16 protein-coding genes and 1 pseudogene are annotated in these 17,343 nt (G+C 71.7%); 6 read left to right on the top strand and 11 right to left on the bottom strand.

Translation table 11 applies throughout. From position 1 onward, the window contains the following. The first annotated feature begins 19 nt into the window (after positions 1–19). Positions 20–460: a helix-turn-helix domain-containing protein gene (locus BIV25_RS54210; protein WP_371272999.1), complete on the top strand. Its 441-nt coding sequence runs from the start codon at positions 20–22 to the stop codon at positions 458–460. On the opposite strand, the gene BIV25_RS06195 is transcribed toward BIV25_RS54210, so the two are convergent. The 6 genes from BIV25_RS06195 to BIV25_RS49115 form a co-directional block, all read right to left on the bottom strand. Continuing rightward, positions 354–1,022, bottom strand: a complete 669-nt coding sequence (locus BIV25_RS06195) for a response regulator transcription factor (protein WP_071371138.1) — start codon at positions 1,020–1,022, stop codon at positions 354–356. The two genes, BIV25_RS54210 and BIV25_RS06195, sit on opposite strands and share 107 nt — an antisense overlap. Beyond that, positions 1,019–2,287, bottom strand: a complete 1,269-nt coding sequence (locus tag BIV25_RS06190; RefSeq protein WP_071371357.1) for a sensor histidine kinase — start codon at positions 2,285–2,287, stop codon at positions 1,019–1,021. The genes BIV25_RS06195 and BIV25_RS06190 overlap by 4 nt, the downstream gene beginning before the upstream one ends. 59 nt (positions 2,288–2,346) lie before the next feature. Then, complete coding sequence (locus BIV25_RS06185; protein WP_071371137.1) at positions 2,347–3,195, bottom strand: hypothetical protein; 849 nt, start codon at positions 3,193–3,195, stop codon at positions 2,347–2,349. Next, positions 3,192–4,139 (bottom strand): ABC transporter ATP-binding protein, encoded by a 948-nt coding sequence (locus tag BIV25_RS06180; protein WP_071371136.1) that lies wholly within the window; start codon positions 4,137–4,139, stop codon positions 3,192–3,194. Before BIV25_RS06180 ends, BIV25_RS06185 begins: the two co-directional genes overlap by 4 nt. Before the next feature lie 197 nt (positions 4,140–4,336). Beyond that, entirely contained in the window at positions 4,337–4,927 is a 591-nt protein-coding gene (locus tag BIV25_RS06175; RefSeq protein WP_071371135.1) for a DinB family protein, read from the bottom strand. Between the two features lie 466 nt (positions 4,928–5,393). Further along, a complete protein-coding gene (locus tag BIV25_RS49115) occupies positions 5,394–5,621 on the bottom strand; it encodes a hypothetical protein (RefSeq protein ID WP_071371134.1) in 228 nt (75 codons plus the stop codon). 397 nt (positions 5,622–6,018) lie between these two features. Here BIV25_RS49115 and BIV25_RS06165 point away from each other — a divergent pair, with 397 nt between their 5' ends. Next, positions 6,019–6,906: an MBL fold metallo-hydrolase gene (locus BIV25_RS06165; protein ID WP_071371133.1), complete on the top strand. Its 888-nt coding sequence runs from the start codon at positions 6,019–6,021 to the stop codon at positions 6,904–6,906. A gap of 157 nt (positions 6,907–7,063) precedes the next feature. Here the strand turns inward: BIV25_RS06165 and BIV25_RS06160 are convergent, their stop codons facing one another. The 3 genes from BIV25_RS06160 to BIV25_RS06150 form a co-directional block, all read right to left on the bottom strand. Next, positions 7,064–9,244 carry an MMPL family transporter gene (locus BIV25_RS06160; protein ID WP_071371132.1) on the bottom strand — a complete coding sequence of 727 codons (2,181 nt, stop codon included), beginning with the start codon at positions 9,242–9,244 and terminating at the stop codon, positions 7,064–7,066. A gap of 166 nt (positions 9,245–9,410) precedes the next feature. Then, the gene (locus BIV25_RS06155) at positions 9,411–10,064 is read right to left on the bottom strand and encodes a maleylpyruvate isomerase N-terminal domain-containing protein (RefSeq protein ID WP_071371356.1); all 654 of its coding nucleotides are present in this window, start codon (positions 10,062–10,064) and stop codon (positions 9,411–9,413) included. A 126-nt stretch (positions 10,065–10,190) separates the two neighbouring features. Further along, positions 10,191–10,553: a 5-carboxymethyl-2-hydroxymuconate Delta-isomerase gene (locus BIV25_RS06150; protein ID WP_071371131.1), complete on the bottom strand. Its 363-nt coding sequence runs from the start codon at positions 10,551–10,553 to the stop codon at positions 10,191–10,193. A gap of 139 nt (positions 10,554–10,692) precedes the next feature. Between BIV25_RS06150 and BIV25_RS06145 the strand changes: the two genes are divergently transcribed. Continuing rightward, positions 10,693–11,403, top strand: coding sequence for a hypothetical protein (locus BIV25_RS06145; RefSeq protein WP_079176454.1), 711 nt, complete (start codon positions 10,693–10,695; stop codon positions 11,401–11,403). 244 nt (positions 11,404–11,647) lie between these two features. After that, a pseudogene (locus BIV25_RS52400) lies at positions 11,648–11,734 on the top strand (helix-turn-helix domain-containing protein); the annotation flags it as partial. A 36-nt stretch (positions 11,735–11,770) separates the two neighbouring features. On the opposite strand, the gene BIV25_RS52395 reads toward BIV25_RS52400, so the two are convergent. Together BIV25_RS52395 and BIV25_RS06135 are read right to left on the bottom strand one after the other, a co-directional pair. Beyond that, the gene (locus BIV25_RS52395) at positions 11,771–11,995 is read right to left on the bottom strand and encodes a hypothetical protein (RefSeq protein WP_256255623.1); all 225 of its coding nucleotides are present in this window, start codon (positions 11,993–11,995) and stop codon (positions 11,771–11,773) included. 349 nt (positions 11,996–12,344) lie between these two features. After that, complete coding sequence (locus BIV25_RS06135) at positions 12,345–13,676, bottom strand: hydrolytic protein (RefSeq protein WP_256255621.1); 1,332 nt, start codon at positions 13,674–13,676, stop codon at positions 12,345–12,347. Positions 13,677–13,947: 271 nt separating this feature from the next. Between BIV25_RS06135 and BIV25_RS06130 the strand changes: the two genes are divergently transcribed. Both BIV25_RS06130 and BIV25_RS06125 read left to right on the top strand, forming a co-directional pair. Next, complete coding sequence (locus BIV25_RS06130) at positions 13,948–14,640, top strand: LuxR C-terminal-related transcriptional regulator (RefSeq protein ID WP_256255620.1); 693 nt, start codon at positions 13,948–13,950, stop codon at positions 14,638–14,640. A 251-nt stretch (positions 14,641–14,891) separates the two neighbouring features. Next, the coding region (locus BIV25_RS06125; RefSeq protein WP_218158441.1) for a DUF11 domain-containing protein at positions 14,892–17,343 on the top strand (2,452 nt) is incomplete at its 3' end.

Raw genomic sequence — 17,343 nt, 5'->3', positions numbered from 1 at the left:
CTCCGCCGCACGGCAGGTGATGGACGCCGTGCCGAGCGACCCGGCCGGTGATCATGATCTGCACGCGCTCGCCCGGTGCGCGAACCTCAGTCCCCGGCGCCTCGGGCGGCTGTTCCGCGGTCGGACCGGGGTGACACCGGGGCAGTACGGCGAGGCGGTGCGCGCCGAGGCCGCGCAGGCGCTGCTGGAGGGCGACGCGCACAGCGTCGAGGAGGTCGCGCGGCCGGCCGGGTTCGGCTCGTCGGAGACGCTGCGCCGGGTCCTACCAGCAGCGCCTCGGGGTCGCCCCCGCCACCTGTCGCGCCCCCTTCCGCACCACCGGCATGGCGCCGGGGTGACCGGTGGACCGGGTGTCAGCCGCCGTTCGGGCGGGCGAGCCCGTGGTCGTAGGCGAAGATCACGGCCTGGACGCGGTCGCGGGCGCCGATCTTGGCCAGGACGCGGCCGACATGGGTCTTGACCGTGGACTCGGACAGGACGAAACGGGCGGCGATCTCGCCGTTGGACCAGCCCTTGCCGACGGCGACGAGGATCTCGCGCTCGCGGTCGGTGAGGGACCGCAGCCGGGCGTCGTCGGTTCCGTCGTCGCCGGGTACGGGGCCGTAGCGGGCGAACTCGTCCAGGAGGCGGCGGGTCAGGGACGGGGCGATGACGGCGTCACCGGCGGCGACGGCGCGGATCCCGGCGAGGAGCTCCTCGGGACGCGCGTCCTTCAGCAGGAAGCCGCTGGCCCCGGCCCGGAGCGCGGCGTGGACGTACTCGTCCAGGTCGAAGGTGGTCAGCACGAGGACCCGGGAGCGGTCGCCTGCGGCGGTGATGCGCCGGGTGGCCTCGATGCCGTCCATGCCGGGCATCCGTACGTCCATCAGGACGACGTCGGGGCGCAGCTCGGCGGCCTTGCGGACGGCCTCGCCGCCGTGCGCCGCCTCGCCGACGACCTCCGTCTCGGCGACGGCGTCGAGGAGCATGCGGAACCCGAAGCGCTGGAGCGGCTGGTCGTCCACGACGAGCACGGTCGTCACCGGGCACCGCCCTCGGGGGTCAGGTCGAGGGTGGCCGTCACGGCCCAGCCCCCGCCGGGCGCGGGTCCGGCGCTGATGTGTCCGCCGTAGAGCGCGGCTCTCTCTCGCATGCCCACCAGGCCGTGCCCTTCCTCGTTCGGCGGCGCCGGATGCCCGGCCACCGGTCCGTCGTCCCGGACCCGGACGAGCAGGCGGGTGTCCTCGACGACGACCGACAGTTTCACCCGGGTGTCGGCCCCGGCGTGCTTCAGGGTGTTCGTGAGGGCCTCCTGGACGATGCGGTAGACCGCCAGCTGCACCCCGCTGTCCAGGGCGTCCACGTCACCGGCGGTCCGGTAGACGACGTCCAGGCCGGCCGTGCGGACACCGTCGCACAGTGTCTGGAGGTCCGCGATGCCGGGCTGGGGACTGAGTTCGGGCGGCCGGGGAGTGCCGTCCGGGTCCTCGCGGAGCACGCCGAGGACGCGCCGCAGCTCGCCGAGGGCCATACGGCCGGTGTCACCGATGAGTTCGAGCGCCTCCTTGCCGCGCTCGGGAGCCGCGTCCGATGCATACGCGCCGGCGTCGGCGAGGGTGATCATGACGGAGAGGTTGTGCCCGACGATGTCGTGCATCTCACGGGCCACCCGAGCGCGCTCGGCGGCGGCCGCGAGCCTGCTGCGCTGGTCGCGCTCGATCTCCAGACGGGCCGCGCGGTCGCGCAGCCCGGCGAGCTGGGCCCGCCGGATCCGCACCGTCAGCCCGAGCGCGAGGGCCGCGATCGCGGTGCTCAGCAGGAAGAACAGCGCGTCCCAGACGGACACCGCGACCGACGCGCGGACCGCGACCAGGACCATTCCGGCGGCCATCACCCCGCAGGCCCAGGGCAGCTGCCGCGGTCTGCCGTGCAGGGTCAGGCTGTACAGGGCGATGAACAGGGCGATGTCCGCGCGCAGCACGGCGCCCAGGGACCACTGCACGACGAACACGGCCGCGATCGCACCGAAGGCGGCCATGGGCCGGCGCCGCCGCCACAGCAGCGGCAGCACGAGCCCCGCCTGCAGGGCCAGCATGGCCGCCGGCGGAAGCCGGGTGAAGGCGAGCCAGAGGCGGCGTGGGGCGTCAGCGTCGCCCTCGCCGCCGTCGTGCCCGTGCAGCAGGTCCGGCAGGCAGAACAGCAGGAAGACGACGACCACCACCGCGGTGTCCAGCACCCAGGGGTGGGCGCGGTCGGCCTGCCGCAGCCGCTGCCCGCCCCGGGAGATCCGGGCCAGCAGCGGCCCCATGCCGCCGATGTCGTCGGTGGTGGTCGTCAAAGGTGTCACCTGCCCATGGTGCAGGGCGGTCAGACGTCGCTGCGCACCAGCCGGTACGCCGCACCGGCCAGCGCGAGTACCGTCCAGCCGAGGAAGACCAGCAGTCCGGCCGTGGGCGACAGGGTGGTGCTGTCGTGGGTCAGGGCGAACATGGACTCGCCGGCGTTGCTCGGCAGGTACGGGTTGATGTTGTCCTGCCAGGAGCTGGGCAGCAGCGAGATCAGGCCGGGGATCAGCATCAGCGTCGCCACCAGGACGGAGATACCGCCGGCGACGGAGCGCAGCAGCGCGCCCAGGGCGGTGCCGATGACGCCGACCAGGCCGAGGTAGAGCCCGGCGCCGAGCAGGCTGCGGGCGACACCGGCGTGCGAGAAGCCCATCGCGGCGGGTGTGCCGGAGATCATGCCGCTGCCGATCCCGAAGGTGACGAACGCGCCGAGGGTCGCCACCACGAGCGCGACGAGCCCGTAGACGGCAGCCTTGGACCACAGCACGGGCAGCCGGCGGGGTACGGCGGCGAGCGTGGAGCGGATCATGCCGGTCGAGTACTCGCCCGCGGTGACGAGCACGCCGAGGACGCCGAGGGCGAGCTGGGCGAAGTGCGTGCCGAAGAGGGACAGGCTGACGGCGGTGGAGCGGGCGAAGTCCCCGTCCATGTGGTGGCCCGAGTCGATGTTGGACTTGTAGCGGGCGGAGGCGATCAGCCCGAACGCGACCATGAACAGCAGGGCCAGGCCGAGGGTGATCCAGGTGGAGCGCAGCGTCCAGAGCTTGGCCCACTCCGAGGAGAGCACGCGCCGGCCGGTGACCCGGTAGGCGGGGCGGGCGGGGGCGGAGGCGGGTGCCTCGGTCTCCGCCGTGGTCGTCAGGGTGCTCATGCGGTCCTCCCGGCGGCTTCCGGCGTCTCGGTGGCGGTGGTGGATCCGTGGTACTCGACGGCGTCCCTGGTCAGGTTCATGAAGGCCTCCTCCAGCGAGACGGTCCTCGGGGTCAGCTCGTACAGCGCGATGCCGTGCTCGGCCGCCGTCGACCCGATCTCGCGGGCGCTCAGGCCGGTGACCTGGAGTTCCTCCGAGCCGATGCGACCCGTGATGTCGACGCCGGGCCCGGCCAGCACGTCCCGCAGCCGCCCCGCCTCCCCCGTGACGACCTTGACGGCGTCGCCGCCCGCCTCGGCGATGAGGTCCGGCACGGTGGTGTCGGCCAGCAGCCGGCCACGCCCCACGATGATGAGGTGGTCGGCCACCAGGGCCATCTCACTCATCAGGTGGGAGGACACGAACACGGTCCGGCCCTCGTCGGCGAGCGCCTTGAGGAGGTTGCGGATCCACAGGACGCCCTCGGGGTCGAGCCCGTTGACCGGCTCGTCCAGCATCACCGTCTGCGGGTCGCCGAGGAGCGCGGCCGCGATGCCGAGCCGCTGGCCCATGCCGAGGGAGAACGCCCCGGCGCGCTTCTTCGCGACGCTGGCGAGACCGGCGAGGTCGATGACCTCGTCGACCCGGCTCCGGGGGATCCCGTGCGTCAGCGCGAGCGCGCGCAGGTGGTGGTAGGCCGAGCGGCCCGGGTGGATCGACTTCGCCTCCAGGAGCGCGCCGACCTCCTGAAGGGGTGCCCGGTGCCGGGCGTAGGGCTGCCCGTTGACCGTGACCGAGCCGCTGGTCGGGGCGTCGAGCCCGACGATCATGCGCATGGTCGTGGACTTCCCGGCGCCGTTGGGGCCGAGGAAGCCGGTCACGGTGCCGGGTTTGACGGTGAAGTCCAGCCCGTCTACGGCCGTCTTCTCGCCGTACCTCTTGGTCAGCTGCTGTGCCTCGATCATGCGCGTTCTCTCTGTCGGACGCGGCGCCCGCCGATAGCCGCCGACGCCTCACCGCCCACGCTAGGATCCGCGCACCCCGGATCCGGTGGTACCGGGGACTGAACCCGGCCCGGGGCGTGGTACCCGGGTACTACGACCACCGCCTCTTCCGGCAGGCCAGTCGCGCGCCGAGCGACGAGACCCGCTCGGGCCGGACGTCACTCGTCCCCGGCGGCCTCCCGGGCCACGCGCTCCAGCCGGCTTCGGTACTCCTCCCACCACGCCGATTCGTCCGACGGCAGGGCGGTGTTGTCCTGGTTCATCCCCACGGCACCGTCGAGGAGTTCCCTGACGACGTCGGCGTGCCCCGCGTGCCGGTGCGTGTCGGCGATCACGCGCACCAGGGCGTGATGCAGCGTCACCTCGTCCCTGCCGTCCGGCCACCACGGCACCCGGCCGATCGTGTCCAGTGCCAGCGCGTCGATCGTGGCGTCCGCGTGTGCCCACGCCAGGCGGTAACGGTCCACGACGTACGCGCGTGACTCGTCGACGGTGGCCCACATATGGGCGTTGGGCTCGGTGCCGTCTCCGAACCAGGCCGATTCGCCGGAAGGCCGTCCGAACGTGTCGCCCAGGTAGCCCAGTTCGGCGCAGGCCGCATGTTTCACCAGGCCCAGGAGATTGGTGCCGGTCGGCGTCAGCGGGCGGCGGATGTCGTACTCGGAGAGTCCGTCGAGCTTCCACAGCAGGGCATCCCGTGCGGACTGGAGGTAGAAGCGGAGGTCGGCCTTGGCATCCGGGGTGGTCATGGGGCCAGTCTGGTGCTGGCGTGATCCTTGTCCACCGCTTTACCCGCCGCTCACGGCAGGCCGCCGGATCCGTTTCGGGTGAAACGCCGTTGCCGCGACCGGAGTTGACGCGGGTCAGCGGGCCGGGGCCGGGCCGGTACTGCGTCGGACGACCAGTCCGTGCGCTGGTCGTGTGCCGGTCCAGGGCCCGAACCGCGTCGCGTCGCGTCGTGTCGAAGGAGACGGCGGGACGGTCGTGGCGCACCCGGGACGCTGTCTGCTCGGACACCCCGGCCGGCTTCGCCACGTCGTCCATGGCGGGACGGCTGCCTGCGAAGGTGCGCCGACCGCGGTGTGGGGGGCCGGGCCGTCGGTGTTGTGTGTGCTCATGCGGGTGTGTGGCCTCCGGGCGCGTGACGGCGGTCGCCCCGCCCGCCGGTCTCGGAGTTCCGGGACGGGGCAGGCGGGCGGGACGGTGCAGGGCGGCTCAGCCGCTGCGGGTGGCGCGAAGCCGGGGAAGGTCGCCGGGCAGGGGCCGGCACCGACCGCGCCGGCCCAGGGCGGGGCCGAGGATCGCGCCGATACCGACGTGCGCGTCGAGGATGTCCGGCATGGCCGTCGAACGGTGGTCGAAGCCGACGGCGATGAGCTGGGTCAGGCCGCGGACGCTGCCGCCGGCATCCAGCCCGGCGAGCGGTGCGACGGCCGGCGCCACGGGCCGGTCCCGCGCACACGAGACCGGCCGCGCCGATGGCCACCAGCAGGCACGAGGCGCCGGAGACCTGCCGGTTGCCGGGTCGTGCGTACGGCCGGCCCAAGAGCGGCACGCCCGGCACACCGCCGACGAGGTCGGCGCTCAGGCCCGGTCCTGCGGGAGCCGGGGCCGCGCCCGTGTCGCGCGCCCTGGTCGAGGGTTCACTCACGCCGGCTCCCGTCGACGGCCCGCGCGCCATGAGTGCTCCTGGTGACATCGCCGCCCGTCGGGGTCGCCCGAGAGCAGCGCGTCTTCGCAAGTACAAGGCCCGGACCCCCTTCCGGTATGGGTACGCCGCGGGATACCTCTGGAGAGTCGGCGACAGGGGCGGCGAGCGCCGCGAGGAGAGGAACGGGCCATGAGCGATGGACAGTTACAAAACGGCTGGTACGTGGACGACCGCTGCACGAACTGCGACGTCGCCCGGCAGCTGGCCCCCGGCCTGATCGGCGAGGTCGACGGCCGCTCGGCGGTCCTGCGCCAGCCGCGCGACCGGGACGAGGTGCGGCTGATGCACATGGCCGCGAACGCGTGCCACACCCGGTCCGTGCGCCCTCCGTCCGGACGGCTGGACGCGGCCCAGGATCCCTTCCCGCTGGCCCTGGACGACGCCGTGTTCCTGTGCGGGCACAACTCCCCGCGCACCGCGGGCGCCAACTCCTACCTGCTGCGCCGCCCCGACGGCACCGCGATGCTGGTGGACACCCCGCGCTGGAGCACGACGCTGGCCGATCGCTACGAGGAGCTGGGCCCCGTCACCGACGTCCTGCTCACCCACCGCGACCACGTGGCACACGGCCGCCGGTACGCCGACCGGCTGGGCGCGCGGCTGTGGATCCACGAGGGCGACCTCGATGCGGCGCCGGACGCCGATCAGGTGCTGCGCGGCACCGACCCGACGCAGATCGCCGACGGCGTGACCGCTTTCCCGCTCCCCGGACACACCAGGGGCAGCGTGCTGTTCGTCGCGGACGAGCGGTACTGCTTCAGCGGCGACAGCTTCTACTGGTCGCGCGGCACCGGGGACGTCGAGGTGGCCGAGACCGTCACCTGGTACTCCATCGGCGAGTTGGCCTCCTCGCTGGCCCGCACCGTCGGCCGGCTGCGCTTCGAGTGGCTGCTGCCGGGCCACGGCGACCGGTGCCACCTCCCGGCCGACGACATGGCGGCGCGGCTGCGCCGTCTGGCGGTGCGCACCCGCGAACTGCGGCCCCGGTCCATCGACTTCACGGCGGTGCGCTGGTAACCGCGTCCTCCGTCACGGGGGCACGGCACGAGTCGTCCGCCCCCCCCTGGGCGGGGGCCGCGTTGCCGACCGGCGCCGCGTCTTGTGCCGGCATGGCGAAGGGGAGTCCTGCCGGGCCGGTGTGGCCCGGCAGGACTCCCCCGTGATCACGCTGCCGCTAGTTGCGGTGTCCGCCGACGGCGTCCCGGTCGGTGCCGGGAGCCGGTACGGAACCGTAGCCGGCGGTGCCTGCCGCGATCGTCGGCTGCTCGGCCTGGTCGCCGTGGCCCGGCCACCAGGCCGCGTGGCCGATCAGGGCGGTGAGGCTCGGCGTGAAGAACATCGCCATGACGAACGCGGCGACGATGATGCCGAAGGAGACCGCGAAACCCATCTCCGTGAGCAGCGAGTTGCCCGCCAGCATCATCGTGGCGAAGGTCGCCGCCAGGATGAACCCGGCTGCCGCGACGGTCGGTCCGGCATACTTCAGCGCCATGCCGGCCGCCTCGCGCGGCTCGCGGCCCTCGCGGGCCTCCTCGCGCAGCCGGGCAATCATGAGGATGTTGTAGTCGGTACCGATCGCGACCACGAACAGATACATGATCACCGGGAGCATGAACATCAGCCCCGAGTGCCCCTCACCGTTCTGGAAGATCCACACGGTGGCGCCGAGGGTGGCACCGAAGCCGAGGCCCACCGAGGCCATCAGGTACAAGGGGGCGACCACGCTGCGCAGCAGCAGGCCCAGGATGACCATGATGAGCAGCGCGGCCACCGGGAAGACCGTCTTGTAGTCGTGGTTGACGGCGGTGTTGATGTCCTTGTAGATCGAGGAAATACCGCCGACGACCGCCTTGGTGCCCTCGGGCGCGTCGGAGTGGGCGACGTCGCGCACCTTGCCCACCGCGTCTATCGCCTTGTCCGTCGACGCCTCGTACTTGAGCGTGACGGTGAAGTCCGCGGTGGTGCCGTCCGTGCTCACCTGGCTCATCCGGACGTTCGCGACGCCGTCCACGGCCCCGAGCTTCTGCGCGTACGCGGTGAAGCCGGACTTGTCCAGCGGTTTGCCGTCGCTGCTGGACAGATAGACGTCGGTGGGCGCGGCGGCGCCCGCCGAGTACGCCTTCTGCATCTGGTCCTGGACGACCATGGACTCCTTGGTCTTCGGCATGGAGCCGGACGCCAGGTCGAAGGTGGCCTTGAAGCCGAGCGTGCCGAGCGACAGGGCGACCAGGACGAGACCGGAGACGACGGCGGTCAGCGCCGGGCGGCGCCGCACTCCGCGGCCGAGGGCGGCGAACCGGGCGTTCTCCGGCTCCCGCTGCCAGGACTTCGACGGCCAGAAGACCTTCGGTCCGATGAGCGAGACCACGGCCGGGATCAGGGTCAGACCGGCGAGCAGGGTGACGCCGACCGCGATGGCGAGCGCCGGGCCCATCTGCTTGAGGAAGCCCAGCGTGGACAGCACCAGCGCCAGGAAGGCGATGATGACCGCGCCGGCGGCCGAGGCGATGGCTTCGCCGACCCGGCCCACGGCGTTGATCATGGCCAGTTTGGGCTCGTCACCGGCGCGCAGGCGTTCGCGGTAGCGGAACATCAGGAACAGGAAGTAGTCCGTACCCACACCGAAGAGCACGACGATCAGGATCGACGAGATCGAGCTGTTGGCCTGGAGGCCGAACAGCTTGGTGGCGTACGCGATCAGTCCGTTGGCGATGCCCGCGACCAGGCCGATGAGCACCAGCGGCAGTATGGCCAGGATCGGCGCCCGGAAGATGATCAGCAGGGTCACCAGGATGATCGCGAAGGTGCCGAAGCCGATCAGCGCCTGGCCTCGCTGGGACGAGTCCTGCTGGTCGAGGGCCTGTGCGGCGGAGCCGCCGAGCTTGACGTCGAGATGTGTGCCCTTGGCCAGTTGCTTGACGTCGTCGCGCAACACCTTGGCGGCGTCGGCCTGTTTGGGCTGGCCGGCGTTCTTGTTGTCCATCTGGACCAGGGTCATGGAGTACTTGCCGTCCTTGGACGGCGGGCCGGGGACGACCTTCTGCACCTGGTCGATGTGCTTGGCGCCCAGCTCGGTGGTGATCCGGGCGATGTCCTTCTGGTCGGCGGCGGTGAGCTTGCCGCCGTCGGTGCGCTGGTAGAGCGCGATCGCGGACGGGGTGAAGGCGCTGGGGAACGCCTTCTCCTGGGTGACCGAGGCCTTGATGGACTCGTAACTCTTGGGCAGGAAGCTGCTCTCGTCACTGTTCGAGGGCAGACCGGGGGCGGTGGCTATGACCGCCACCGCGGCGATGAGCCATGCCACGATCGTCCACACGGGATGTCGGACGACTGTGTTGCCAATACGTCGGAACATGCGGAAGGTCCTCCTGGACAGGAAGATCACCGCAGCCCGGGGAGCGGTCCCTGGCATCGGCGACCCCGACCGGAACGCACTGTGCGAACCGGCCGATCGGTTGTCTTGGGGCCACATGGTAGTGACCCGATACGAACGTCATCTCAGCAGATGACAAGTGTGGTGCTCAGCCTAGAAAGAAGGGGAGATTCCCGGCCAGTTCACCCAGTTCGTCGCGCTCGGCGTCGGTCGGCTCACGCCGGCCGGTGCCGATCAGCAGGGCGTCCGCGTCGGAGATCGAGGCGGGGAACGCGGTTCCCACGATCTTCTCCAGTGCGGTACGCGCCGCCGCGAGGGTCTCGGTGGGCGGCCGGGGTGCGGACGGCAGGTGCGCTATCAGGTCGAGGTGGTGGAGGGTCCACTCGACGACGTACGCGGACAGGTAGTCGCCCACGGTCAACACCTCGCCCCGGGTGCGCACGCGCGCGGCCGGATCGGCGAGTCCGGCGGCCCGGCCCGCGGCGGAGCCGACGTCGTCCAGATGGAACGCGAGCAACCGGGGTTCGCCGTAGGCGGCGGCCAGCCGGGGGATCAGTGCGTCGAGCGGGTCCTCACCGGTCGGAGGTTCGACCGGCTGCCAGTAGCCGGCCGCGTCCACGGTCGGCTCGCCCGTGGCGGGCGTGACCAGGGTGATCAGCACATCCTGGGCATCGATGACCAGGTGGCACACCAGGTCCCGCACCAGCCAGCCGGCGCAGCCCGAGGGCCGTTCGAAGTCCTCGTCCGGGAGTGCGGCGACCGCCGAGCGCAGCGCCGTCCAGGAACGTGCGAAGAGATCCACCGTGGCAACGTAGTGCGGGAGCGGAACGGCACTCAAGCGAATTCGAGCGGGTCTCCAGGACACGTCGTTCGAGCGGGTCAGGGGACGGAGGTCACGCCGCCGGGAGGCTGGGACCAAGCCGTGCGCTCAGCGGGCGGACGGCGACAGCCGGTAGGAGGCGGCGAGGTCCCGCACCTCCACCGAGAGGACCGCCTCCGGCGGCACACCCTCGACCCGCAGATGCTTGCCCAGCAGTGCCAGCACCGCCTCGGACAGCCGTGTCCTCTGTGTCTCCGGGCGGCCCGGCATGAGCCCGACCTCCACGTGCACGAAGACCGTCTCCTCGCTCGGCCGGTCGCCCACGAACGTCACCACCGGGCGCAGCAGCGTCTTGCACACCCCCGTCGTACCGGACTCCTCGGCCACGAGCGGGTGCAGCTCCTTCACCAGGGCCGCCGGGTCGAAGGATCCGGCCAGGTGGGAGGAGTAGTCGATGGTGAGGTGCGGCATGGAGGACCTTTCACATGATCCCAGTGGTTTCACTAGGCAACTATTTTCCCCCATGCGCTTCCGGGGCCGCACCGCACCCCCCGGGAAGCCACTCGGCTACAGTGATCGCCGACCCACGACCAGGGTCTTGCATCGGGGGATGAGCTGCGTGAGCGCAATTGCTTTCCATGTGACGACGGCCGTGCTGATGGTGCTGATGTTCAGGACCGGGGTGCTGCTGATCGGTGAGGACACGATCCGCCGGCGGCCGGTGCCGTACGCGGCCGTCGCGGTCACGGCCGTGGCCGTCGGCGCGGTGGTCCTGCAGCTCTGCTGGTCCGGCGCGATGGACGCGCTGGACGGCGATCCGCGCCAGTCCGGCTGGTGGCGGGTGGTGACCTCGGTGTTCATGCAGAACGGCGGGGTGTCCGGCGCCGTCTGGAACATCATCACGCTCGCCGTGATCGCCGCGCTGGCGCAGTGGTTCTGGGGCTCGCCGCTGATGCTGGCCCTGTTCGCCGCCGGCATCCTGCTTCCCGAGCACGTCGACGCGCTGTTCGGCGAGACCGCCCGCAGCACCGATCCCCGTAATTTCGCCGGGAGTTCGGGCGCGACGTACTTCCTCGCGGCGACGCTGGCGGCCGGGCTGGCGCTGACCGCGCCCGCCGCGAAGGAGCGGGCGCTGGCCGTGTGCGCACCCGCGGCCGGGCTCGCGATGTGGCTGGCCCAGGAGAACGGGCACGGCCTGGTGGCCTGTTACGGCTTCGTCCTCGGCGGCGCCGTGCTGCTGATCGGCCGCCGCCTGCCGTTCCGGTTCGTGCCGGGAACGGCGGCGACGGCCGTACCCCCCTCGGCCGCCACCGAGGGATAGCGCCGTCGGCCGGGGCCGCCCACCGCCGTGGTGCGGCCCCGGCCGACGGCGCGCGCTCAGGACGCCCCGGCGGACGGCCCTTTCCGTGCTCACGTCATCTCCGTGCGGACTCCGCACCACGACGGGATGAGCGGGCGGACGAGCAGGTGACACGGGAGACGGACCCGGGACGGCGGGAGCGCAAGAAGGCCGCCACGCGCAGCACCCTGCTCCGGACGGCGACGCGGATGTTGCCGAGCGCGGCTACCAGGACACCACGGTCAAGGACATCGCGGCGGCCGCCGGCATCACCGAGCGCACCCTCTTCCGGTACTTCCCCTCGAAGGAGGACCTGGTCTTCGCGGAGACTCTCGACTTCGTCCCGCTCCTACGGCGCGGGATCCTGCGGCGGCCCGCCGACGAGCCGCCCCGCGCGCTGAGCGGCCTGGCCCGGCGTACTCATGTCCTGACCGACTTCGAGGACGGCATCACCGCCGCCCTCACCGTGCGCTTCGCCGGCCTGGACCCCGAAGGGCCGTACCGCCGACGGGTGTTGCGCGGCCTCGGTCCTGGCCCGGTCCTCCGTGGCCGCCGTACGCGGCGCCCCGCTCATCCACACGCGGAGCGAGGCCGAAACCTGCGCACCGGGTGACACCGCGAATGGTTCGCGCGGCGCCGCGGAGGCCGGTTCGGCCGGGGTGGACGACTTCGGCGCGCTGCTCCAGGACGCTTTGGACGTCCTGCGGTCGCCGGAACACCGAGCGTAAACCGGCCAATTCTCCCGCTGGCCTCGATTATTCTGTTACGACCGGCCTGACCAGCACGGACGCCGTAACTCGGGGACGCACGGCGCGATACGAAACCTGATGTTCACCTGCACCCCCATGTCGGTTTTCGGCCGGAGTAAGAGTCACCTCTTCCTCTCTCGCAGCACGAGGCGAACGATGTACGTAGGAACCACCTCACCGTGTGACATCACTGAGCACACCACTCACGTTCAGGACCTCATGACACTGCGCCGCCTGCTGACCGGTCGCCGGCGTGCCCGGCTTCGCGCAGTTCACGTTCATGGTGACGGTGGCGTCCGCGGGGATCTTGATAGGGGTGACCCAGTGGTAGTCCTGGTTGCGGAAGGTCTCCAGCGCGATCGTGGTGATCTTCCGGTCCCCGAAGTTGATCGTCAAAAGACCCTCGTCGCCCTGGAAGTTGGCGACCACGATGTCCGTGATGCCGAAGATCTTGCCCTTGGGGACCACATAGGTACCGGTCTTGTTCGCCCCGCCCGCCGTCTGAACGTCGATGGTGGTCGAGCTCTGCTGCCCGTTCCCGGACTCCGTGCCGCCGGTGCCTCCGGTACCTCCTGTGCCACCAGTGCCACCGGAACCGCCGTCGCCCTGCTGCTTGCCCGTACCCTTGCCGGTGCCGCTGCCCGGGGACTGCCCGTTCTGGCTGTTGCCGGGGGTCGGCCGGGGCTGGACCACCTCGTCGGCCGCCTGCTTGGCGGCGCTGCGCACCGCCGGGCGGACCAGCGCGAACCAGGCCAGGATGAGCGCGATCAGCGCCGCGAGCACCGCCAGCAGCCACTTCGGGAAGATCGGGATCTGGACGAACTCCGCCTCCAGCGGCGGACGTACGAGGGCTCCCGGCCGCTCGGCCTCGGCCGCCGCCTCGGCGTCCGTCGCGTGCACGGTGAATGGCCAGACCACCGGTTTGCCGAACCACACCGGTTTGCCGATGCGCGTCCGCAGCCGGGTCTCCGCCGACTCACCGGGTTCCAGGATCAGTTCGGGAGGCGTGAACCCGAACTTCAGCTCCTCTCCCGGCTGCTCCGGTGCGAAGGAGACCCGGGCCGGGGTGTTGCCCTCGTTGCGCACCGCCAGCCGGTAGCGGCCGCGGAGCCAGCCGCGCCGACGGCGCGGAAGCACCTCGGTGCGCAGCTCGTGGAACGCCTCGATGTGCACCGTGGTCTCAGGCACCGTGACCGATTCGGGGTGCTCGGTCGGCAACACCCGTACCGCCAGCGGCACATCGCCCGCACGGACGTCGGGGGAACGCGGCGGGGCCAGCCGGATGGTCACCGTCTCGGAGGTACCGGGGTAGAGCGAGACCCGCGCGGGTTCCACGGTGGTCCAGGCGGCGCAGTCGCCCACAACCTCCAGGGTGTACGCCTCGACGATGTCGCTGTCGTTGCGAACGGTCAGGCTGGTGGAGGCGGTACCCCCCGGTGTCACGGTCACGGCAGGGATGTCGAGACCGGGCGCTCCGGGGCCGGAAGAGGCAGCAGATGGCGTCACGCCATGACCGTAGAACCGGATCCGGAGCCTCGCGAGAGATGCGAGGGCAATTCCCGGGCAGTCGGCGTGCCCCCAGCGGTCAAGGTCAACTCCGTCGTGCGGCAGGACAGTTGACCCCCTTCCCGCGCGGCGCGCGCGCCGCCCTCCGGTGTCACCCGTACCGCGCGCCTCCTTGGCTCGGTGCGTCCCTCTCCGTTCTTCTCGTCCTGTTCCTCTCGTCCTTGTGAAACGGGTGCCCAGTATGTCCGGCTCCGTGAAGGAGAACCCTCTGATGCCAACCCGCACGACGCTCACCATCCATCCCCCCGCGACGACGCAGCGCACCTCTCCCGAGGACCGCACGCGCCGGGTCTCCGTGGCGGTGTACGCACAGGATCTGGTGCTGCGCATCGGCGTCGTCCACCAGTTGCGCCAACGTCCCGAGGTGGAGCTGGTCGACGAGGCCGAGGCGGACGGGGCACGGACGTCGCTGGTGATCGTCGACTCCGTGGACGACGATGTCATCGCCCTGCTGCAACGACTGCAGCGCAACGCCGGCACCCGTACCGGGCTCGTGGTCGGTACGTTCGAGACCGCGGCGCTGCAACGGGTCATCGAGTGCGGTGTCGCGGCGGTGCTGCGGCGGGCCGAGGCCGACCAGGACCGGCTGCTGCATCTGGTGCTCGCCATGGCCAAGGGCGAGGGGGTGCTCCCCGGTGACCTGCTCGGCAAGCTGCTGACCCATGTGGGCGGTCTCCAGCGCTCGGCCCTCGATCCGCGCGGCCTCGCCCTGTCCACGCTGACCGCGCGGGAGGCGGACATGCTGCGCCTGGTCGCCGAGGGGTTCGACACGTCGGAGATCGCGCAGAAGACGGCGTACTCCGAGCGGACCGTCAAGAACGTTCTGCACGAGATCACCACCCGGCTGCAACTGCGCAACCGGGCCCACGCGGTGGGCTACGCGCTGCGCAACGGGCTGATATGAAGGACCAGTTGCGCACCGGGGCAGGCTCCGGACCGCTCCTCGTCCGCGGCGGGCTGATCTGACGAGCCGGCCGGGCACCCGGGCGCGCTGCGGGAATCCCCCCGCCCGCAGCGCGCCCGGCACCCGGCGGCTGCCCGAAAGCGCAGCCCGCGCTTCCCCCGGACACGGCCCCGCCGCCCTGCCGCGCGGCACCCGTGCGGGTGCACAGTGGCCGGGCACACCCTGGTGTTCCAAGACTGCGAGGTGGAACCGTGAACGGCACCGCTGGCCCCGGCGAGCAACGTCGGCTGGGGAGATTCGGCGCGTCGTTGCTCCTGTTGGTCCCGCTGCTCGCGGTGACCGCCGCCTCCGGGCCGAACAGCGCCGAGGCCCGGCCACAGGCGGCCGACTCCGCCGCCACCCGGATCGTCTACGCCGGCACCGGGCACCGCAGCCTCGGCAAGGTGATCGACCCCAAGCTGAGCGACCCGCTGTTCGGGACGGGTCCGCAGCACTACGACGTCGAACCGTCGGCACTCGGGGACACCATGGTGTTCGCGAGCCGCCGCGACGAGAAGAACCCGCAGATCTATCTGCGCGCCGCCGACGGTTCGGTGCGCAAGCTGACCAGCGGCCGGGACGCGGCACACCCCCGGCTGACCCCGGACGGCAGCTCCGTGGTCTTCGACTCGGCGGAGCCCGGCGGGACGAACGGCAAGAAGCAGCGCGACCTGTGGCTGGTGCACACCGACGGCACCGGACTCACCCGGCTGACCGACACGCCGTACGACGAGGAGGACCCGACCGTCTCGCCGGACGGCACGCGGATCGCGTACTCCAGCAACAGCAACGCGGTGCTCGGGTTCCAGATCTACGAGCGCCCGCTGGCCGCGGGCACCGAGACCCGGGTCACCAGCGTGGTCGGCACGGCGACGGAGCCGGTGTGGAACCCGGTGAACGACGCGGCGCACCGCGACCTCATCGCGTACACCTACACCTCGGACTCCGCCACCGGCCCACGGCTCCACCTCGTCGGCGGCGCGGGCGGGGACCAGCAGATGCTCTCCGGCACACCTGTCAACTGGCGTACCCACGGGGCAGCCTGGATGCCCGATGGGGAGGGCGTGCTGTTCCTCAGCCCGGACCGCACCTGCGGCTGCGAGGGCGACTGGGACCACGTGTACCAGGTGCAGAACCGCACGACGGCCCCGAACCTGGTGCTCCAGGAGGACCGCGCGGTCGGCCGGCCGACCTGGTTCGGCCCGCAGAACGGCGGTTACGTCGTGGTGGACCGCACCACGGCGAAGGGCACCAACACCGCGGACGGTGTGCACGGCCCGCACGTGGTGACCCTCCAGGACGTGCGGTCGGACGGCGCCGACCCGCGTGACCTCGGGGTGACCATCCTGAACGAGGACCCGGCGGCCGACAGCAACACCGATCCGGCCAAGGACCCGCTGTTCAACCCCGCGGCCGGATACGACCCCTGGGACGAGCGGCAGAACTACACGCCGGACGGCCGCCGCATCGTGGTGACGCGGTTCACGGGCGATGCGAACAACCGGATCGAGCAGATCTACACGGTCGACGCCGACGGGAACAACCTCCAGGTGATGCCACTCGCCGGACGCGGGCCGAAGGACTGGGACACCGACCCGACGTTGTCGCCGGACGGCAAGTACCTCGCCTTCACCCGGACTTCGCCGGGCGGGGTCGGCCCCGCCGCGGGTCCGAGCCGGGTCCTCGTCGCCGACGCGACGACCGGCGCGATCGTGCACGAGATCGTGCCGCCGGCCGGGCAGCAGACGGGCGGCGACGCCCAGCCCACCTGGTCATCGGACGGCACCCGGCTGGCGTTCACCCGGAACATGACCATCGACGGGGGCGGCGGCAACAAACACATCTGGACCGTGCCGGTCGACGACCTGAGCCGGCAGCGGGATCTGAGCGCGCAGATCTGCCCGGGCAACTGCACGGTCATCGACGACAGTCCCGCGTTCTCCCCGGACGGACGGCAGATCGCCTTCAACCGGAAGGACGGTGGCGGCCGGGTCGACGAGAACAACGGTCTGCTGCTCACCTCGGTGTCCGGCGACAGCTGCCGGGTGCTGCTGCCCGAGTCGGCCCGCTCCGCCGCGGACGGCTGCCACCAGGAACTGCCCGACACCACCACGACCGGCCCGCACCAGCCGCGCGACGCGGCCTGGACGGCGGACGGCACCGGCATCGTCTACAGCTCCCGTACCGACTCTCCGGCCAACTGCCCCGAGAAGCTGCATCTGTTGAACGTCGCGAGCGGTCACCAGACGCCGCTTACGCTGGGGCTGCCGGGGCGTCAGAAGGAGCCCGGCGTCCAGCAGTCGGTGGACCTGTCCGTGCACGCGCCGGGCACCGTGCCCGCCGTCACCGTCGACCACACCACGGACGTCCGCGTCGACGTCACCAACAACGGCCCGGCCCCCTCGCCCGGCACCCGGCTCACCGTCGCCCCGCCGATCGGACTCACCGTCACCCGGATCCGCTTCCCCGGCGGCACCTGCGACGCCGCCTCCCTGCAGTGCGACCTCGGGGTGGTGCCGCCCGGCAGGACCGTGCCCGTGACCGTGACGGTCACCGGGCGGGTCGTCGGCGACCAGACCATCGGCTGGTCCGTCGCGGGCAGCGTCATCGACTGCAAGCCGAACGACAACACCGCGCAGACGCTCGTCCCGGTCGCCGACCCCG

This window comes from Streptomyces sp. MUSC 14 (assembly GCF_001866675.1).
In the GTDB taxonomy this organism is placed as follows: domain Bacteria; phylum Actinomycetota; class Actinomycetes; order Streptomycetales; family Streptomycetaceae; genus Streptomyces.
Note: the sequence above shows the minus strand (reverse complement) of the source record. Positions and strands in the feature narration are given on the sequence as shown.

What these genes read in the sequence shown, in the direction of transcription:
- BIV25_RS06185 (WP_071371137.1), bottom strand. Translation starts at nt 3,195, where the DNA reads ATGAGCACCCTGACGACCACGGCGGAGACCGAGGCACCCGCCTCCGCC.
- BIV25_RS54210 (WP_371272999.1), top strand. Translation starts at nt 20, where the DNA reads ATGGACGCCGTGCCGAGCGACCCGGCCGGTGATCATGATCTGCACGCG.
- BIV25_RS06130 (WP_256255620.1), top strand. Translation starts at nt 13,948, where the DNA reads ATGCCAACCCGCACGACGCTCACCATCCATCCCCCCGCGACGACGCAG.
- BIV25_RS06175 (WP_071371135.1), bottom strand. Translation starts at nt 4,927, where the DNA reads ATGACCACCCCGGATGCCAAGGCCGACCTCCGCTTCTACCTCCAGTCC.
- BIV25_RS06160 (WP_071371132.1), bottom strand. Translation starts at nt 9,244, where the DNA reads ATGTTCCGACGTATTGGCAACACAGTCGTCCGACATCCCGTGTGGACG.
- BIV25_RS06180 (WP_071371136.1), bottom strand. Translation starts at nt 4,139, where the DNA reads ATGATCGAGGCACAGCAGCTGACCAAGAGGTACGGCGAGAAGACGGCC.
- BIV25_RS06190 (WP_071371357.1), bottom strand. Translation starts at nt 2,287, where the DNA reads ATGGGGCCGCTGCTGGCCCGGATCTCCCGGGGCGGGCAGCGGCTGCGG.
- BIV25_RS06145 (WP_079176454.1), top strand. Translation starts at nt 10,693, where the DNA reads ATGAGCTGCGTGAGCGCAATTGCTTTCCATGTGACGACGGCCGTGCTG.
- BIV25_RS06165 (WP_071371133.1), top strand. Translation starts at nt 6,019, where the DNA reads ATGAGCGATGGACAGTTACAAAACGGCTGGTACGTGGACGACCGCTGC.
- BIV25_RS06150 (WP_071371131.1), bottom strand. Translation starts at nt 10,553, where the DNA reads ATGCCGCACCTCACCATCGACTACTCCTCCCACCTGGCCGGATCCTTC.
- BIV25_RS52395 (WP_256255623.1), bottom strand. Translation starts at nt 11,995, where the DNA reads ATGAGCGGGGCGCCGCGTACGGCGGCCACGGAGGACCGGGCCAGGACC.